Source organism: Gluconacetobacter diazotrophicus PA1 5, from assembly GCF_000067045.1.
Lineage (GTDB): Bacteria > Pseudomonadota > Alphaproteobacteria > Acetobacterales > Acetobacteraceae > Gluconacetobacter > Gluconacetobacter diazotrophicus.
On the sequence record NC_010125.1, the window covers coordinates 2,212,777 to 2,230,664 of the forward strand.

General features: G+C 68.0%; 18 protein-coding genes. 5 read left to right on the forward strand and 13 right to left on the reverse strand.

All coding sequences use genetic code 11. The features are described from left to right. Positions 1-34 precede the first annotated feature (34 nt). The 4 genes from GDI_RS10315 to msrP all read right to left on the reverse strand — a co-directional run bounded on the left by GDI_RS10315 (position 35) and on the right by msrP (position 4,410). Complete coding sequence (locus tag GDI_RS10315) at positions 35-1,531, reverse strand: malate:quinone oxidoreductase (RefSeq protein ID WP_012225973.1); 1,497 nt, start codon at positions 1,529-1,531, stop codon at positions 35-37. Positions 1,532-1,826: 295 nt separating this feature from the next. Next, positions 1,827-2,786: a bifunctional enoyl-CoA hydratase/phosphate acetyltransferase gene (locus GDI_RS10320; protein WP_408735201.1), complete on the reverse strand. Its 960-nt coding sequence runs from the start codon at positions 2,784-2,786 to the stop codon at positions 1,827-1,829. 45 nt (positions 2,787-2,831) lie between these two features. Next, on the reverse strand, positions 2,832-3,455 hold the full coding sequence (gene msrQ, locus GDI_RS10325) for a protein-methionine-sulfoxide reductase heme-binding subunit MsrQ (RefSeq protein WP_012225977.1): 624 nt from the start codon (positions 3,453-3,455) through the stop codon (positions 2,832-2,834). A 1-nt stretch (position 3,456) separates the two neighbouring features. Next, entirely contained in the window at positions 3,457-4,410 is a 954-nt protein-coding gene (gene msrP / locus GDI_RS10330) for a protein-methionine-sulfoxide reductase catalytic subunit MsrP (protein ID WP_012225979.1), read from the reverse strand. Between the two features lie 90 nt (positions 4,411-4,500). On the opposite strand from msrP, the gene GDI_RS10335 reads away from it, so the two are divergent. Continuing rightward, positions 4,501-5,409, forward strand: a complete 909-nt coding sequence (locus GDI_RS10335; protein ID WP_012225981.1) for an NAD(P)-dependent oxidoreductase — start codon at positions 4,501-4,503, stop codon at positions 5,407-5,409. Positions 5,410-5,430: 21 nt separating this feature from the next. Here the strand turns inward: GDI_RS10335 and GDI_RS10340 are convergent, their stop codons facing one another. Continuing rightward, positions 5,431-6,309, reverse strand: a complete 879-nt coding sequence (locus GDI_RS10340) for a squalene/phytoene synthase family protein (RefSeq protein WP_012225982.1) — start codon at positions 6,307-6,309, stop codon at positions 5,431-5,433. Positions 6,310-6,458: 149 nt separating this feature from the next. On the opposite strand from GDI_RS10340, the gene GDI_RS10345 reads away from it, so the two are divergent. Then, positions 6,459-7,067 (forward strand): superoxide dismutase, encoded by a 609-nt coding sequence (locus GDI_RS10345; protein ID WP_041249389.1) that lies wholly within the window; start codon positions 6,459-6,461, stop codon positions 7,065-7,067. An 83-nt stretch (positions 7,068-7,150) separates the two neighbouring features. Here the strand turns inward: GDI_RS10345 and GDI_RS10350 are convergent, their stop codons facing one another. The 7 genes from GDI_RS10350 to yajC all read right to left on the reverse strand — a co-directional run bounded on the left by GDI_RS10350 (position 7,151) and on the right by yajC (position 13,577). Beyond that, positions 7,151-8,569, reverse strand: a complete 1,419-nt coding sequence (locus GDI_RS10350) for a sugar porter family MFS transporter (protein WP_012225984.1) — start codon at positions 8,567-8,569, stop codon at positions 7,151-7,153. 89 nt (positions 8,570-8,658) lie between these two features. Beyond that, a complete protein-coding gene (locus GDI_RS10355) occupies positions 8,659-9,396 on the reverse strand; it encodes an SDR family oxidoreductase (protein WP_041249390.1) in 738 nt (245 codons plus the stop codon). Between the two features lie 42 nt (positions 9,397-9,438). Then, positions 9,439-10,587, reverse strand: coding sequence for a galactonate dehydratase (gene dgoD, locus GDI_RS10360; RefSeq protein ID WP_012225986.1), 1,149 nt, complete (start codon positions 10,585-10,587; stop codon positions 9,439-9,441). Then, positions 10,584-11,252, reverse strand: coding sequence for a 2-dehydro-3-deoxy-6-phosphogalactonate aldolase (locus tag GDI_RS10365; RefSeq protein WP_012553101.1), 669 nt, complete (start codon positions 11,250-11,252; stop codon positions 10,584-10,586). The genes dgoD and GDI_RS10365 overlap by 4 nt, the downstream gene beginning before the upstream one ends. Continuing rightward, positions 11,249-12,235 carry a 2-dehydro-3-deoxygalactonokinase gene (locus tag GDI_RS10370; protein WP_012553102.1) on the reverse strand — a complete coding sequence of 329 codons (987 nt, stop codon included), beginning with the start codon at positions 12,233-12,235 and terminating at the stop codon, positions 11,249-11,251. Before GDI_RS10370 ends, GDI_RS10365 begins: the two co-directional genes overlap by 4 nt. Beyond that, the gene (locus GDI_RS10375; RefSeq protein ID WP_041249391.1) at positions 12,219-13,004 is read right to left on the reverse strand and encodes an IclR family transcriptional regulator; all 786 of its coding nucleotides are present in this window, start codon (positions 13,002-13,004) and stop codon (positions 12,219-12,221) included. The genes GDI_RS10370 and GDI_RS10375 overlap by 17 nt, the downstream gene beginning before the upstream one ends. A gap of 192 nt (positions 13,005-13,196) precedes the next feature. Next, positions 13,197-13,577 carry a preprotein translocase subunit YajC gene (gene yajC, locus GDI_RS10380; protein ID WP_012226000.1) on the reverse strand — a complete coding sequence of 127 codons (381 nt, stop codon included), beginning with the start codon at positions 13,575-13,577 and terminating at the stop codon, positions 13,197-13,199. 147 nt (positions 13,578-13,724) lie between these two features. Here yajC and GDI_RS10385 point away from each other — a divergent pair, with 147 nt between their 5' ends. The 3 genes from GDI_RS10385 (at position 13,725) to GDI_RS10395 (ending at position 16,957) form a co-directional block, all read left to right on the forward strand. After that, a complete protein-coding gene (locus tag GDI_RS10385) occupies positions 13,725-14,597 on the forward strand; it encodes an ATP-binding protein (protein ID WP_012226002.1) in 873 nt (290 codons plus the stop codon). Between the two features lie 229 nt (positions 14,598-14,826). Next, positions 14,827-15,909: an aromatic ring-hydroxylating oxygenase subunit alpha gene (locus GDI_RS10390; RefSeq protein ID WP_012226005.1), complete on the forward strand. Its 1,083-nt coding sequence runs from the start codon at positions 14,827-14,829 to the stop codon at positions 15,907-15,909. 4 nt (positions 15,910-15,913) lie between these two features. After that, positions 15,914-16,957 (forward strand): bifunctional GNAT family N-acetyltransferase/(deoxy)nucleoside triphosphate pyrophosphohydrolase, encoded by a 1,044-nt coding sequence (locus tag GDI_RS10395; RefSeq protein ID WP_012553104.1) that lies wholly within the window; start codon positions 15,914-15,916, stop codon positions 16,955-16,957. Between the two features lie 2 nt (positions 16,958-16,959). Here the strand turns inward: GDI_RS10395 and GDI_RS10400 are convergent, their stop codons facing one another. Then, the gene (locus GDI_RS10400) at positions 16,960-17,868 is read right to left on the reverse strand and encodes an SMP-30/gluconolactonase/LRE family protein (protein WP_157871026.1); all 909 of its coding nucleotides are present in this window, start codon (positions 17,866-17,868) and stop codon (positions 16,960-16,962) included. Between the last annotated feature and the right edge of the window lie 20 nt (positions 17,869-17,888).

Sequence of the window (17,888 nt, forward strand, 5' to 3'; positions counted from 1 at the left end):
CCGGGCAGGGCATGGCGCCCTGCCCCGTTTTCCTTCAGCCTTCCAGTAGCAGCACGCGTGTCGTGTGCTCGTGGACCTGGGCGCACAGGTCCGGCCGGTCGGCCAGGGAGCCGCCGAAGGAGGGGATCATTTCCTTCAGCTTGGCATCCCAGCGCGGCAGTTCGCCGGGGAAGCATTTCCGGATCACCGTCAGCATGATCGGCACGGCGGTCGAGGCGCCGGGCGATGCGCCCAGCAGGGCCGCGACGGTTCCATTCGCGCCGGTGACGACCTCGGTGCCGAATTGCAGGACGCCGCCCTTCTTCTCGTCCTTCTTGATCACCTGCACGCGCTGGCCGGCCACGATCAGTTCCCAATCCTCGGCCCGCGCCGTGGGGACGAAATCGCGCAGGGCCGCCAGACGGGCCTCGTTCGATTGCAGCACCTGCTGGATCAGGTATCTGGTCAGCGGCATGTTGTCGCGCGCGACGGCCAGCATGGCGCCCAGATTGTCCATGTGGATCGATTTCGGCAGGTCCCAAAGCGACCCATGCTTTAGGAACTTGGTCGAGAATCCCGCATACGGCCCGAACAGCAGGCCCGCCTTGCCGTCGATGACGCGGGTATCCAGGTGCGGCACCGACATCGGGGGCGCGCCCACCGATGCCTTGCCATACACCTTGGCATGATGGTGGGCCGCGACGTCCGGATTGGTGCAGCGCAGGAACTGCCCGCTGACCGGGAAACCGCCGACACCCTTCGATTCCGGGATGCCCGTCTTCTGCAGCAGCGGCAGCGCGCCGCCGCCCGCCCCGATGAAGACGAAGCGCGCCGCCACCTTCAGGGCGTGATTCGTGGCCAGGTCACGCACCGAAACCTGCCAGGTTCCCGCCTCGTCGCGCTTCAGGTCCTGGACCTCGTGCCCCAGCTTCAGGTCGAAGCCGGATTGCTGCGACAGGAAATCGACCAGCAGATGCGTCAGCGCGCCGAAATTCACGTCGGTGCCCGACGCGATCCAGGTCGCGGCCAGGGGCGTGCCGGCCTTGCGGCCCTCCATCACCAAGGGCATCCACTGCTTCAACTGGGCCGGATCGGTCGAAAACCGCATGCCGGAGAACAGTGGATGATCCTTCAGCGCCTCGTAGCGGCGGCGCAGATAGTCGCAATTTTCGTCGCCCCAGACGAAGCTCATGTGCGGGATGGGGTTCAGGAAGTCGCGGGGGGAGGAAATCACCCCGGATTCGACCAGATAGGCCCAGAACTGGCGCGAGACCTGGAACGCCTCGTTCACCCCCACGGCCTTGGAAATATCGATGCTGCCGTCGGCCCGTTCGGGCGTGTAGTTCAGCTCGCACAGCGCGGAGTGCCCGGTGCCGGCATTGTTCCAGGCATTCGAGCTTTCCTGGGCCACGTCGTCCAGCCGGCCGAACAGCCCGATCGACCAGTCCGGTTGCAGCAGCTTCAGCAGCGCGCCCAGCGTCGCGCTCATGACCCCGCCACCGATCAGGACGACGTCGTAGGCAGAATCGGTTCGGGTCGAGTTCGAGGTCATGACATTCTCCGGAACGACGCGGACATGCTGGCGCCGGTTATGGCTTTCGGTAGGGCTGTCGGCAGGATGTGTGATCCGGTCATGCCATCCGGACCAGTATTTCGGCGCATCATCTCTACGCGAGGGAAATGATCGGGCCGCCAGGCAGGAACGAAGGCCACGCGATGCAGGTCTATCGACATTGTCCTGAATATATCATCATTTTTTTGAATCTAATCACACCCTGGAGCCATGCGATATTCTGCCGTCGCATGGCTGTTGCATGGTTTTCGCATCGCCACGGCGCAGGGAACCGTCAGTCCATGCCCCGTGCCTGCGCCAGGACCGCGGCCAGGATGCCGGACAGGATGCGCGTGCGGACCGAATCGGCGCGGCTGGTCAGCACCACGGGCACGCGCGCGCCCAGCACGACGCCCGCCGCCGATGCCCCGCCCATGAAGGTCAGTTGCTTGGCCAGCATGTTGCCGGCCTCGAGGTCCGGGACGACCAGGATGTCGGCGCAGCCGGCCACGGGTGATTCGACTCCCTTGCACCGCGCGGCTTCCGCGCTGAGCGCATTGTCCAGCGCCAGGGGGCCGTCCACGATTCCACCCGTGATCTGTCCGCGCTCGGCCATCTTGGCCAGCAGGGCGGCATCCACGGTCGACGGCAGTTCGGGATTCACCGTTTCGATCGCGGACAGAATGGCGACCCGGGGGCGGGAGATGCCGATCGTCCGTGCCAGGTCGATGGCGTTCTGCACGATGTCCCGCCGCGCCGGCAGGTCGGGGGCGATGTTCACCGCCCCGTCGGTGACCAGCAGCGGCCGCGAACAGGTCGGCACGTCCAGGACGAAGACATGGCTCATGCGCCGGTCCGTCCGCAGGCCGGATTCGTGATGCCCGATTTCACGCAGGAAGATGCTGGAATGCAGCGAGCCCTTCATCAGCATCCGGGCCGTGCCGTCGCGCGCCAGGGCCACGCCGCGCGCCGCCGCCAGATGCTCGTCCGCCGCCTCGACCAGCCGGCAGGCTGCGAGGTCGAGCGAGGCCGAGCGCGCCAGGGCGCGAATCCGCTCGCCGGGGCCGATCAGGATCGGCTGGACGATGCCCTGCTGGCCCAGCCCGACGGCGGCCTGCAACGAAGGCAGGCTGCAGGGATAGATTACGGCGGCATCCACCGGCGGGCTGCCGGCCAGGCGCGCGGAAAGGGTATCGAGAAAGCCGGGTCCGGCGATCATGGCGTCCATCTTGGCATCCGTCACTTCGTCCGTCATGCCATGCCCCGGGGTCGGGGGCGCCATCATCTTTATGCGACAGGTTCATGCAACCCTGGGGCGACGCAGCGCCGCCGGCAGCAGCCGATAGGCCAGCAGGCCGACGACGATCAGGGCATAGACCAGCGTTTCGGCCCGAATCACCTTGAACGACAGGATGAAATGGATCGCGGCGCACAATGCGGCCAGATAGACCCAGCGATGCACGGACCGCCATCGCCGTCCCAGCCGGCGGATCGACCAGGCGTTGGAGGTCGCGGCCAGGACGACCAGGATGGTGAAGGCCACCATGCCCAGGATGATGAAGGGCCGCCGCGTCACGTCGGCCAGCAGCACGGGCAGGTCGAACCCCTGGTCCAGCCCCACATAGGCCGACAGGTGGAACAGCGCATACCAGAAGGCCAGCAGCCCCAGTGCCCGCCGGTAGCGCAGCAGGTTGACCCCGGTGCGTTCGCGCAGCGGGGTCACGCACAGCGACAGGATCAGGAACCGCAGCGCCCACAGGCCCAGCGTGCGTTCGAAGCTGTTGACCGGATCGGCACCCAGGCGATTGGTCGCCCCCATGACGAAGGTCGCCACCGCCGGGACCAGCCCCACGGCGTACAGGCCGAACCGGATCAGGCCCTGACGGGTCAGAAGGGCGGACGGCCCGCGCCGGGACACCGCCACGTCAGAAGTCTCGCCGCAGGTCCATGCCGGCATACAGGCCGGCGACCTGCGCGCCATAGCCGTTGAACGGCAGCGTCGGCTGCCGGGCCGCGCCGAAGAAGCCGCCGCGCACGCCGATCGGCCGTTCCGTCGCCTGGCTCCAGCGGGGATGATCGACCGCTGGATTGACGTTGGCATAGAACCCGTATTCGTCCGGCGCGCGGACGTTCCAGGCCGTCCGGGGGCGGCTGTCGGTCAGGCGGATCCGCACGACCGACTTGATTCCCTTGAAGCCGTATTTCCATGGCACCACCAGTCGGACCGGCGCGCCGTTCTGGTTGGGCAGCGTCTGGCCATACAGCCCGACCGCCAGGATCGTCAGCGGGTGCAGGGCCTCGTCCAGGCGCAGGGCCTCGACATACGGCCAGTCCAGGACCGGCAGCAGGCCACTCTGCCCCGGCATTTCCGACGGCCGCAACACGGATTCGAACGCGACATATCGGGCGCTGCCCAGCGGTTCGACCTCGCGCAGCAGGTCGCCCAGCGAAAAGCCGATCCACGGAATGACCATCGACCAGGCCTCGACGCAGCGCATCCGGTAGATCCGTTCCTCCAGCGGGCGGGCCAGCAGCGTGTCGATGTCATAGGTCCGGGGCTTTGCCACCATGCCCTCGACCCGCAGCGTCCAGGGACGCGGATGGAAATCGCCGGATCGTTCGGCGGGGTCGGTTTTCTCCAGCCCGAATTCATAGAAATTATTGTAATGCGTGACGTCCTGCAGTGGAGTGGGCGTCAGCCCGCCATCGGACAGGGGGCCGGGGCGCGCGGCCAGCGTGTCCGCCTGGGCAATCCGGGGCGGCAGGATCGCGCCGGCAGCACCCGCCAGCCCGGTCGCCAGGATATCGCGCCGCGACAGCCACGCCGCATGAGGCGTGATGTCCGATGACGGGGGGCGCGGGTAGCGAAAGACACTCATGTGGCGGCCTTGCAGGGGCCCGGACGTGACGTCGCCGGGACGGTCCCGCACTGTGCCCGCGCCAGGGCAGAAAAGGAAAGGGTCAGGATCATGTCCAATTCATCAGCCAACAGTTCGACAGCCAACGGCTCGACGGGCACCATCGGCTTTATCGGCTTCGGCGCGATGGCCAGCCGCATGGGCCACAATCTGCGCGAAGCCGGTTACCAGATCATGGCCTACACGCCATCCGGAAAGGGTGGAGACGGCACCACCCGTTTCCTGCCCACGCCGCGCGCCCTGGCCGAGGCGGCGGGGACCGTCCTCGTCTGCGTGCCGGACGACGAATCCCTGGCGAAGTCGCTGTACGGGCCGGACGGCGCGCTGGCCGGCATGACGAAGGGCGCGCTGCTGGTCAACACCAGTTCGGTCTCGCCCGAAGCCTCGGCGGCGCTGGCCGCCGCCGCGGGTAAACAGGATGTCGCGGTGCTGGACGCCCCGGTTTCCGGCAGCACGCCCGAGGCCGAATCCGGCACGCTGGTGGTGCTGGTGGGCGGCGATGCGGCGGTCGTCGCGCGGGCGCAGCCGATCTTCGACGTGATCGGCAAGGCCACGATCCATGCCGGCCCGTCCGGCAGCGGCACGAAGCTGAAACTGGTGGTCAACGGCATCATGGGCGCGGGACTGGCCGCCGTGGCCGAGGGCGTGACCTACGGCCTGGCGGCCGGGCTGGACCGCGACATGCTGTTCGGCGCGCTGGATTCGGTCGCGGTCATTTCGCCCCATCACAAGCGCAAGCTGAAGGCGGCGCGCGTGGGCGATTTCACGCCGCAATTCCCGACCCGGCTGATGCAGAAGGACATGCGCCTGCTGATGACCGACGCCGCGCGGGCCGAGGCGCCGCTGGCGACGATGGCCGCGACCACGCAGCTTCTGTCGCTGACGCGGCGCACCCATCCCGACGACGATTATTCCGCCCTGTTCGCCGTGCTGGAACGCACGGTGGCCAACAGCCCTTGACCGACACCGCGGCTGGGCGGGTCAGATCCGCCCCCGCGCCATCGCGGCCATGACCGCCAGCCGGTCGCCCAGTCCGCGCGCCGCTCCGACTTCGCGATCATGGCCACGGCCCAGGTCGCGCCGGGCCAGGGCACCCGGCAGGCCCGCCGCGCGCACCGCACGGGGCAGCCGCACCCGGACGGCCCCGGCCGCCACCTGCATCCCCGCCTGGGCCAGAAATTCCCGTCCCTCGTCGCGCAGGCGGGCCCGAAGGGGCGTCAGGTCGGACCCCTGGATACCGGCGCCGTCCCGGATCGATTCTCCCGACAGGCCGAATTCCTGCAATGCCGGCTCCGGCAGCGGACAGCGGCCACCAGCCAGTACCGCGCCCATGTGACGCAGCAGCCCGCCCACGCCATAGGCGGCACCCAGGAATTCGACCGCCCGCAACAGGTCGGGATCGGTCGTCCCGGTCCCGGCAACCTGGGCGATGGCGGCCTGGACGCCGCCGGCACCGGCGCGCATCGCGGCCCGCCACGCTGCCCAGTCCGGCAGGCCCTCCAGTTCGGCCTCACGCGCGTCCAGGATTCCCAGCAGGGTGTCCCGTCGGACCCGGCCGGCGCGGATCAGGGCGCGCAGGGGATCCGCGACTTCGTGCGGGTGGGAGGCGCCCTCGACGATTTCCCGCCACCATTGCAGGCGAATCAGCCCGGCCATGGGGCCGGCAACGGACCGGGAGTGCATACCGGACAGGGCGCGGACGGATTCGTGATTGAACGCGATCAGCGTGAAGGCGTCTTCCCTGACGGAGGCCGGCAGGAACAGCGTGCAGAAAAACCGGTCCGGATCGGACCGCCGGGCGATTTCGCCCATGGCGGAGAGGCCCGTTTCGGCCGCGCGCTTTTCCGTAGTATTCGTCATGTCACGGACATGCCGCGCGCCGGCCGCGGGCACAAGCCCGGCGGCGACGGGGGATGTGGTCATCTCTCCGTCACTTGACGCACCCGGCCGGCGCTCATAGCTCTGATAGATGGCGGTTCCCCGCCCATGCAATTCCAAGGAGAACGTCCATGGCTTTCGAATTGCCCACCCTTCCGTTCCAGACCAACGCGCTGGCGGCGCGCGGCATGTGCCAGGAAACGCTGGAGCTGCACCACGGCAAGCACCATCAGGCCTATGTCACCGCGCTGAACGGCTTCGTCGAAGCGAAGCCCGAACTTCAGGGCAAGTCGCTGGAAGAGATCATTCTGGCCGTCAAGGGCGACGCCGCCTCGGCCCCGGTGTTCAACAATGCCGGCCAGCACTGGAACCATATCCTGTTCTGGCAGAACCTGTCCCCGACCGGCGGCGCGATCCCCGACGCCCTGGCCAAGAAGCTGGCCGAGGATTTCGGCAGCGTCGACGATTTCAAGACCGCGTTCAAGACCGCCGCGACGACGCAGTTCGGGTCGGGCTGGGCGTGGCTGGTCCTGGCGGCCGACGGCAAGCTGAAGGTGACCAAGACCGCCAACGGCTCCAACCCGCTGGCCGAAGGCCAGGGCAAGGTGCTTCTGGGCCTGGATGTGTGGGAACATTCCTACTATCTGGATTTCCGCAACCGTCGTCCGGACTACACCACCAACTACCTGGACAAGCTGGCGAACTACGAGTTCGCCGAGGCGCAGCTCAAGGCCGCCTGATCGGCCCCGTCCGGCAGGCGGCATGAAAAACCCGGCCGATCCGGCCGGGTTTTTCTATGCCTGATGTTCCCTGCACGGCAGGTTCAGGGCCGGCGGCGCCCGATATCGCGCAGCCGCACGCCGCCCATCAGGTCACGTTCGATCCGCTCCAGGCTCAGGCCCTTCGTCTCGGGCACGAACAGGGCGACCAGCACCACGAACAGGGCGTTCAGGCCCGCGTACAGCCAGAATGTCTCGGACCGGCCCAGCCGATCGAGCAGCGTCAGGAACGAGACGCCCACGATCATGTTGGAAATCCAGTTGGTGGCGGTGGAACAGGCGATGCCGAAATCGCGCCCCTGCAGCGGCTGGATTTCGGAACACAGCACCCAGACCAGCGGCCCCGCCGAAAAGGCGAAGCCCGCGACGAAGCACAGCAGCAGCGCCACCGCCATGGTCTGGTCCGCCCCCTGCCCCATGCCCTCGCGCAGCATCAGGCCCAGCCCGGCCATACCGACGCTCATGACCATCAGGCCGCAGATCAGGATGGGCCGGCGGCCCAAGCGATCGACCAGCCAGATCGCCATGAAGGTGGCCGCCATGTTCACGCCGCCCACCGTCGCCGTACCCCACAGGCGGGCATGCTCGGCAAAGCCGGCCAGCCCGAAGATACGCGGGGCGTAATACATCACCACGTTCATGCCGGTGAATTGCTGGACGCATTGCAGCATGACCCCCAGGAAGACGGCGCGGCGGAAATTCCGGTTGGACCGGAACAGGGCCCATCCCCGCCCCTGCGTGCGCAACTGGGCGTCGATCTCACTCAGTTCCCGCGCCACCCCGTGGGCCTGGCCACGCAGTTCCAGCAGCGCGCGCCGGGCCTCGTCCCGCCGCCCGCGCAACATCAGCCAGCGCGGGCTGGCGGGCAGGAACGCCACCCCGATCAGGAACACGATTCCCGGAAAGGCCACGATGCCCAGCATCCAGCGCCATGCGTCGAAATAGGCGAACAGCGCGTCGGACACGAATGCTGTCAGGATGCCGATGGTCACCATCAACTGGTAGATCGACACCATCGCGCCGCGATTGGCCGCGTCGGCGATTTCCGCGATGTAGAGCGGCGCGGTGAAGGTCGAAATCCCGATGGCCAGCCCCAGCACGATCCGGGCCGCGATCAGCATGCCCACCGACCCGGACAATGCGCAGGCCGTCGATCCGACGATGAACAGGCTGGCGCCGATCACCAGCGTCCGCTTGCGCCCCAGGTCGAAGGACAGCCACCCGGCAATGGGCACGCCGACCGCCGCACCCAGCATCATCGCGGCGACGATGGCTTCCTGCTGGAACTGGGTCGCATCGAATTCCTGCGCGATCAGGCTCAGCGCACCGGAAATCACGCCGATATCCAGCCCGAACATCAGCCCGGCCACCGCCGCCAGGCCGGCGACCAGGCCGGCCCGTCCGGGCACCGCCTTCCTCAGATGCCGGGACCCCGTCGTTGCGGCATATCCGTACGCCTCCATGTTCTGCTCCGTTTTTGAGCGATTATAACGGACCGGCGACGATACGGTTCGTCTTTTTGCATGTTTCGGGCGTAAACCGCCGACCGCGCCTAGACCCAGCCGCCATCGACGATGAATTGCTGGCCGCTGCACATCCGGCTGTCATCGGCAGCCAGGAACAGGGCCATGCGCGCGATGTCGCCGGGTTCCACCCGGCCCGGCAGGCACTGGCTGCGGTCGATCTGCCGCTCGCCCTCGGGTGTCAGCCACAGGCGGCGCTGGCGTTCGGTCATCACCCAGCCGGGAACCAGCGCGTTGACCCGGATATGGTCCTGGCCCAGTTCGCGCGCCAGGGCGTTCACCAGCCCCAGCACCGCCGCCTTGGCGGTGACATAGATGGGATAGCCGGCGTTCTTCTGCATCCACCCCGTCGACCCCAGGCAGACGATCGACCCGCGCCCCGCCGCCCGCATCCCGGGCGCCACGGCCTGGGCCGCGAAGAACTGGGCGCGGATATTGATCGCGGACAGGCGCTCCCACATCGCGACATCGACCTCGTCCAGCGTGTGGCGGGCATCGTTGCCGGCATTGTTCAGCAGGATGTCCACCGGCCCGTGCGCACCGAAGGCCGTGGCGACCGCCTCGCGCAACGCCGCGACATCGGTCACGTCGCACGGGATGAACAGCACCTGCCGGCCCGCCTGGGCGACCTCGCCCGCCAGAGCGTCCGCCGCTACCCGGTCCAGGTCCACGAAGGCCACCCGCGCGCCCTGGTCGGCGAAGGCGCGGACCAGCGCCGCGCCGATGCCGCTGGCGCCCCCCGTGACCAGCACCGAACGGCCGGCCAGGCTGGGATAGCGGGCATAGGAACCCGTGTCGGGACCGGGACACTACCATTCCGCGAACGACCTCGTCGCGATGCCGCCAGACCGGTTGCGCCAGCGATGGCCCTCGGCGGCGCGGGCGCGGACATAGTCCTCGTTGATCTCGATCCCCAGGCCGGGGCCGGTCGGGATGTCCACGTGCCCATCGCGATAGGCGAAGACATCCGGATCCACCAGATAGTCCAGCAGGTCGTTGGTCTTGTTGTAGTGGATGCCCAGGCTCTGTTCCTGGATGAACGCATTGTAGCACAAGGCATCGAGCTGCAGGTTCGCCGCCAGCGCGATCGGCCCCAGCGGGCAGTGCAGCGCCACCGCGACGTCATAGGCCTCCGCCATCGCCGCGATCTTGCGGGTTTCGGTGATGCCGCCGGCATGCGACGGGTCGGGCTGGATGATGTCCACGCACCCCTGTTCGAACACCCGCTTGAAGTCCCAGCGCGAAAACAGGCGTTCGCCCAGCGCGATGGGAATCGAGGTGTGCTTGGTGATTTCAGGCAGGTCTTCCAGATGCTCGCTCAGGACCGGCTCCTCGATGAACATCAGGTCGTAGGGTTCCAGTTCCCTGGCCAGGACCTTGGCCATCGGCTTGTGCACGCGGCCGTGGAAATCCACGCCGATGCCCAGATAGGGCCCCGCCTCCTCGCGGATCGCGGCGACACGGGCGATCACGTCGTCCACCTTGGCGTGGCTGTCGACATATTGCAGTTCTTCGGTCGCATTCATCTTGATCGCGGTAAAGCCGCGATCGACCACGGCGCGGACCGCCTGGGCCGTGTCCGCCGGCCGGTCGCCGCCGATCCAGGAATAGACGCGGATACGGTCGCGGCAGCGCCCGCCCAGCAGATCGTGCACCGGCACACCGAAGGCCCGGCCCTTGATGTCCCACAGCGCCTGATCGATACCGGCAATGGCGCTCATATGCACCGCGCCGCCCCGGTAGAAGCCGCCGCGATACAGGACGGTCCAGTGATCCTCGATGCGGAACGGGTCCTTGCCGACCAGGTAGTCCGCCAGTTCGGCCACGGCGGCGGCAACGGTGTCGGCCCTGCCCTCGACCACCGGCTCACCCCAGCCGCTGATCCCCTCGTCGGTCTCGATCTTCAGGAACAGCCAGCGCGGCGGGACCTGGAACGTCGTCAGCTTCGTGATCTTCATGTCCGTTTCCGTTCCTGTTTTTCCAGTCTGGATTTTTCCAGACCGGCTTTTTCCAGGCCGGCGATAAACAGCCGCGCCGTCGCGCCGACCTCGCCCGCCGACCGCCCGGCACGATAGAGCGCCGATCCCAGCCCGAACCCCGCCGCGCCGGCCGTCACCCAGGGGTCCATCGTGTCGGGAGTGATCCCGCCCACGGGGATGAAGCGCGTACCGGCGGGAAAGACGCTGCGCCACGCCTTCAACGCCCCCGGGCCAATCTGCTCGGCCGGGAACAGCTTCAGCGCCGCAGCCCCCGCGGCCAGCGCCGCGAAGCCCTCGGTCGGGGTGGCGACGCCGGGGGTGCAGGCCATGCCGGCGGCACGGGCCGCGCCGATGACCGCGACATCGGCATGCGGCATGACGATCAGCCGCCCTCCGGCATCGGCCACCTGCCCCACCATTTCGGCGGACAGCACGGTCCCCGCCCCGATCAGCGCGGCATCCCCGAAGCGATCCTGAAGCAGGCGGATGCTGCGCAGCGGCTCGGGCGAGTTCATCGGCACCTCGATGATCGCGAAGCCCGCTTCGACCAGCGCCTGACCGATGTCCAGCACCTCGTCCGGGCGGATGCCGCGTAGGATGGCGACCAGGGGGCAGACGTCCAGGGCGCGGTCGAACGTCATCATGTCGTATCTCCGTGTGTCGTATCTTCCTCGGGGGTCGGCCGCAGGTATCCGGCTTCCACCGCGATGCGGTACAGCCCGGCCGGCGCGGTGTTGCCGACCAGGCGCGGCACCGGGGCGCCCAGCATTTCGAACGCCTGGGCGTACAGGCCGCACAGCCGGTCCTCGCCCACCAGGACGGTCGGCAACATCTCCGTCCTGTCGGCCAGGAAGGCGCGGATCTCGTCCCCGACCAGCAGGCCGGACAGGTAATCCCGCGTGGCGGCCGCGCCCAGGCCGCCGGTCAGGAACAGGCTGCGGGCCGAGAACAGCAGCGGGGCCACCCCCTGGCGGGACGACGAAGCCGCCTGGACGCCACGACGGAAGGCCGCGCGGGCCTCGTCCTCGGCCACCGGTTCGGCGCCTTCCGCCGGGCGACCCAGGATGCTGTGCTGGGACAGCACGGCGAACAGTTCGCCCGTCATGGCGGTGTGGAAGCCCGTGATCCGTCCATGACGCACCGTCACCCACTTGGAATGGGTTCCGGGCAGGATCAGCGTCGCGGCGTGGGACAGGTCCGGGTGCAGCGCCAGCGCGCCGACGATCTGGGTCTCCTCGCCCCGCATCACGTCCGGCAGGGGCTGGAACTGCCGCAGGCCGGGCACGATTCCCGGCACCGCGCCGCCCATGTGCGGCCGCCCCAGCGCCCGGGCCAGGGCGGCGGCATCGGCCGGGCAGTCGACATAGGGGACCTCGTGCCAGCCGTTCACGCTGCCGATCATCCCGCACGCGATCAGCTTCAGGCCCGCCGCATCCGGCCAGTCGGCCAGCAGCGCCACCAGCGCCGCCGGAAACCCGCCCTCCGGCAGGTTCAGGATGCCCCACGGCCCGCTGGCCGCGTCCAGCACCGTGCCATCCGCCGCCATGCGCCAGGCCCGCAGCGCGGAGGTTCCCCAGTCGATCGCGATCAGGGCTCCGTCCCCGGGTTGTTCATGCGGCACGGACATCGGACCTCCATCCCAGCCGGGCCGACAGGTCGGCCGCCGCGCGGCGCACGACCGGCGCCAGGGCCTGCATGCGCACGGGCGACAGATAGGGCGTGGCGCTGGCAACGCTCAGCGCCACGACGATCCGTCCGTCACGATCGCGCACCGGGGCCGCGACACAGCGAATCCCGATCTCGTTATCCTCCAGGTCGAACACGCAGCCCTCGGCCCGATAGGCGCGCATCCGCTCCACCCACGCCGTGCGCTCATCCGGCGTGGCATCGGGCCGGGCGGCATCGAACAGCAGGCCCCACTCGTCCTCGTCCAGGTCCAGCATCAGGGCACGCCCGATCCCGGTCAGGGCCAGCCTCATGCGCTGCCTGACGCGCGAGCGCATTTCCAGGCCCCGCTGTCCGGGGATCTTGTCCAGATAGAGAATGTCGGCGCCGGAGCGCACACCCACATGCACTGTGTCGCGCGTTTCCGCCCCCAGCCGCTCGGCCACGGGCCGTGCCAGCGTGGCCAGCGAGGTCTCGGCCCGCGCGCGCTGGGACAGCGCCGCCAGGCGCGGACCCAGGTCGTAGGTTCCGTCGGACTGCTGAAGCAGCCAGTTCAGCCGGACCAGCGACTGCACGATTCGTTGCGTGGTGCTGCGGGTGCAGCCGGTCGCGGTCGCGATGGCAGGCAAGGTCCGGTGTCCCGAATCCACGGCATCGACGATCGCGATCCCGCGTTCCAGGGCCTGCGTTCCGCTGGCCGCCGTCCCCTTGCCGTCATTATGGCCCATCATCGTGCCCTCCCGTCCCAAATCGCTAGGCCAGACGAGGAAGAAACTCAATATATGAACTATTGACCCACATTGTGGGTTTTTGAAGAAAAATGGCGACTTTCCGCCATCCGGAAACGCGAAACGCCCGGTCGCTGTCCGTACTGGACGGCGACCGGGCGTCTTCAACTCTGCGGGATCGTGGGTAGGAAGGCCTCAGCCAGCCTTGGCGCCGGTGTCGTTGGCCGGCTTGGCGCTGCTGCTGACGACCGAGGTGATGGTCTCGCGCAGCACCGTCACCCGCACGTTGGGGGCGATTTCGACCTCCATTTCATTCGAATCGTCGCGGACCTTCTGCACGGTGGCGACAATGCCGCCCGCCGTCAGCACGCGGTCGCCGCGGCGCAGCGACGCCAGCTGCGCGCGAAGCTGCTTCTGCTTCTGCTGCTGCGGCCGGATCAGGATGAAATAGAAGATCACGAACATCGCGACGTACGGCAGGATCGACATCATGCCGCCGGCGCTGAGGAGACCCCCTTCGCCTCCGGCGGTCTGGGCGTATGCCGGGGTAACCAGGAAATCGGAAAGAAGGGTCATGAGGGGTCGTTCCGGCCTTCATTATTGGGTTGCGGGGCGCGGGACTGGACCATAGTTTTCGCCTGTTTCCCGTCAAGGCGTCGGTTCGCATTCCCGAAGGCCCGCCGCGCTCCGGGCCCATTCTACAGCCTTGGAACAGGACCGACGATGGATTCCGACCTGCTGCCCGTTCTCGACCGCATCGCCAGTGCGCTGGAGCGGCTGTCCCCCCCGCCGCCGACGCTGGCCGGCCTGGACGCGGCCGACGCGTTCGTCTGGCATCCCGCGCAGGGCCGGCTGACCCCGGTCGGGCACGTGGCGCATGTCGATATCGACCTGCTGCGCGGCGTCGCGACCCAGCGCCGGCTGGTGCTGGAGAACACGCTGCATTTCGCGCGCGGGCTGCCGGCCAACAACGCGATGCTGTGGGGCGCGCGCGGCATGGGCAAGTCCTCGCTGGTCAAGGCCGCCCACGCCCAGGCCAACCTGCTCGACGGCCGCCCCGCGCCCGCCGGCCGAGGCCGGCTGGTCCTGATCGAGATCCAGCGCGAGGATCTGTCCACCCTGCCCGACCTGCTGGCGCTGCTGCGCAACAGTTCGCGCCGGTTCATCGTGTTCTGCGACGACCTGTCGTTCGAGAGTGAGGACGCCGATTACAAGGCGCTGAAATCGGTGCTGGACGGCGGCATTTCGGGACGGCCGGCCAATGTGCTGTTCTATGCGACGTCGAACCGGCGGCACCTGATGCCGCGCGACATGATCGACAACGAACGCTCCACCGCCATCAACCCGTCCGAGGCGGTCGAGGAGAAGGTTTCCCTGTCCGATCGATTCGGGCTGTGGATCGGCTTTCACAACTGCGCGCAGGACGTCTTCCTCGACATGGTCCGGGCCTATGCCGCCGCACGCGCCCTGCCGATTGCCGACGCCGAACTGGCGCAGCGCGCCAACGCATGGTCGGTCACGCGCGGCGGCCGGTCGGGGCGCGTCGCCTATCAGTTCATCGAGGATCTTACGGCCGAACTGGCACCCGCGCAGTAGGAGGCGGTTTTGACATGCGTCAAGGCCGGAGACGGCCGGGCGCGTTCATCATTGCGTGCCCCGCGTCGTCAAACCGCCACAGAAGGGTGTCTGGATGCCGGTATCGCCATGGCACCGAAAAAATTTCCCAATACGGAATGATAGCCCCTTAATGCATCGTGCGGCAGGGCTGCGATCGCGTGTATGATCCGCCGGCTCCGAGCCTCAGCGCCTGAACCCAAGAGAGACGATGAACCAGATTTTTTCGACGGATAGCATCCCCCCGGCCGGCCTGACCCCCGAAGGAGATCTGCGGCGGGTCCGGTCCAATCCCGATTTCTGGTATCCCGTGGCCTGGTCGCGCGAGCTGAAGGTCGGCAAGACCATCGGCACGCGCTATGCCGGCCAGCCGATCGCCCTGGTCCGCCCCGCCGAGGGCGAAGTCTTCGCGCTGGAAGACCGCTGCGCCCACCGCCAGGTGCCGCTGAGCAAGGGCGTGGTGAAGGGCCAGGCGGTCCAGTGCTGTTATCACGGCTGGGCGTACGGCCGGTCCGGCCGCTGCATCGACGTGCCGTATCTGGGCAAGGGCAAGCTGCCGAACGGTGTGCGCACCTATCCCTGCCGCGAACAGGATGGCCTGATCTTCGTCTTCCCCGGCGACCCGGAGCGCGCCGCCGCGACACCGTTGCCCCGCCTGGCGCAGACGACCAACCCGGATTACAAGACCCGGCGTTTCGGGCGGCACGTCAAATGCCATTACAGCTTCATGCACGAGAACCTGATGGATATGAACCATCAGTTCATGCACATGAAGCAGATGGGGCAGATGAAGCCTCGTTTCCTGGGACAGGATCGCGGTCCCGGCATGATCGAGGCCCGCTACACCTTCGCGCGGACCGGCGGCAAGCAGCCGCTGGGCGAGGCGCTGGTCTTCGGCCAGAAGCGCGACAACAGCGCCAAGTACGCGCACCGCGACGTCATGACGATCCGCACGGAATATCCGTACCAGACCCTGAAGATCCAGGCCGAGGGCACCCCCCCGGTCATGGATCTGTGGATCGTCTATGTCCCGCAGGACGCCGAGGAAATGACCAACCGGGTGTTCGGCCTGCTGTCGATCAAGCGGCCCAGGGTGCCCGGCCTGCTGGATATGGCGTGGCCGTTCCTGGTCGCATTCACCGAGCGGATCTTCAGCGAGGACCGCGAGATCGTGGAACTGGAGCAGGCCGCGTGGGACGAACTGGGGGGCGACCATAACCAGGAAGTCTTCCCCGTCATTCGCAGCCTGCGCGAATTGCTGGCCGAATGCGGTATCCCCGCCGCCCGATCCTGAAAGCATGATGCATGACGGCATGACGATCGACCTGGGAACGGATCGGACGGACGCGGCCCTGCAGGCCGGGCCCTACCGCCTGCGCACGCTTCTGCCGTCCGATGCCGGCACGATGCACCGGCTGGTCAATGACTGGAGCGTCATCCGGATGCTCAGCCGGGTGCCGTTCCCCTATCCGCGCGGCCTGACGGATGACTGGATCGCCTCGACCCAGGACCTGTCCCGGCGGGGCGCGGCCTATCATTTCGCCATCACCCACCCCGAATCGGACGACCCCGATTCGCTGATGGGCTGTATCGGGGTGCAGGTGAATGCCGCCGCCCGGTCGGCCACCGTCGGGTACTGGGTCGGCCGTCCCTACTGGAATCGCAAGGTGGCCTCGACCACCGTGGAACGAATCGCGCGCTGGGCGCTGGCCACCCTGCCGATCGAACGCGTGGCCGCCGCCGTCGCGCATGACAACCCGGCCTCGATCGCCGTGCTGCGCCGCATCGGCTTTCGCGAGACCGGATCGGGGCGTCAGGCCTTCGTATCGCGCGGCACGGGGGACCATCCCGTGCTGCTGTTCGAAGCGACGCGCGCCGACCTGGCGATGGATGACCCCGGGGTCGGGTCCGCCCCGCTTCCGGCGGGCCGGACGCCGGAACAGAAGCGCGTCATCCTGGTGGCCGCCGTGGCGCTGGTCGATACGGACGGGCGAATCCTGCTGGCCCGCCGGCCCGAGGGCAAGCCGATGGCCGGCCTGTGGGAATTCCCCGGCGGCAAGGTCGAAACCGGGGAAACGCCCGAAGCGGCGCTGATCCGCGAGCTGGACGAGGAACTGGGGCTGGACGTCGCCCGGTCGTGCCTGGCCCCCTATACATTCGTGTCGCACGATTACGGGCATTTCCACCTGCTGATGCCCGTCTATGTCTGCCGGCGATGGAAGAACGTCCCCCACCCGCGCGAGGGCCAGACCCTGGCCTGGGTCCGGGCCGACGACCTGTCGCACTATCCGATGCCCGAGGCCGACCTGCCGCTGATCCCCCTGCTGCGGGACCTTCTTTAAGTTTACAGCACGATCGACCGGTCGAGCGGGAACACCGCCTGTTTCTGTCCGGGAATGCTGGTGCCGAACGAGAACAGTCCGCCGGTCAGGGGCTCCGCGTCCAGTTGCTCGGGCGACAGGCCCTTGCGCGCCGTGGTGACGAACACGGTGCGGTAGTCGGCCCCGCCGAACGCGACCTTGGTGACGTTGCGGGCGGGAAGCGGAATGGGATCGACCGGCGTGCCATCGGGGGCCAGGCGCTCGATCCGCCCGCGGCCCCACACCCCGATCCACAGGAAGCCCGCGCTGTCCACCGCGATCCCGTCCGGGTAGCCATCCTGCAGCGTCGCGAAGACCCGGCGATTCGACAGCACACCGCCCGACCCGACATCGAAAGCATAGACGGTGCGGGCGGGCGAGTGATTGTGGTACAGCGTCCGCCCGTCGGGCGACAGCGCGGGGCCGTTGCTGACGATATATCCCTCGTCCTCGCGATGGACGTGCAACCGTCCCTGGTCCTGGCTGACGGAATAGAGCGATCCGGTCGGATCGGTTTCGGCGTCGTGCATCGTGCCGAACCACAGGCGCCCGAACCGGTCCACATGCCCGTCATTGATGCGGTTGTCCGGCAATTCCGGTTCCACCAGCGTGTCCAGGCTGAAATGTCCGCTGGCGGGGTCGAACCGGTGCAGCCCGTCCTTCAGGCCGCACAGGAAGGTCCCGTCGTTCGACGGCACCAGGAAGCCGGGGCGATTCGGGGCAAGCCACGTCATCGTCTCGCCGCTTTCCGGCCGGTAGCGATGGATCGCCCGGCCGACGATATCGACGAAATACAGTGCCTGCTCGCCCTCGGACCAGACGGGCCCCTCGCCCAGCGTGGCCCGCAGATCCCAGACGCATCGCGGCGCGCCGCAGATTGGTCCCATCATCATCGCGTTCCTCCTCTCTGGCC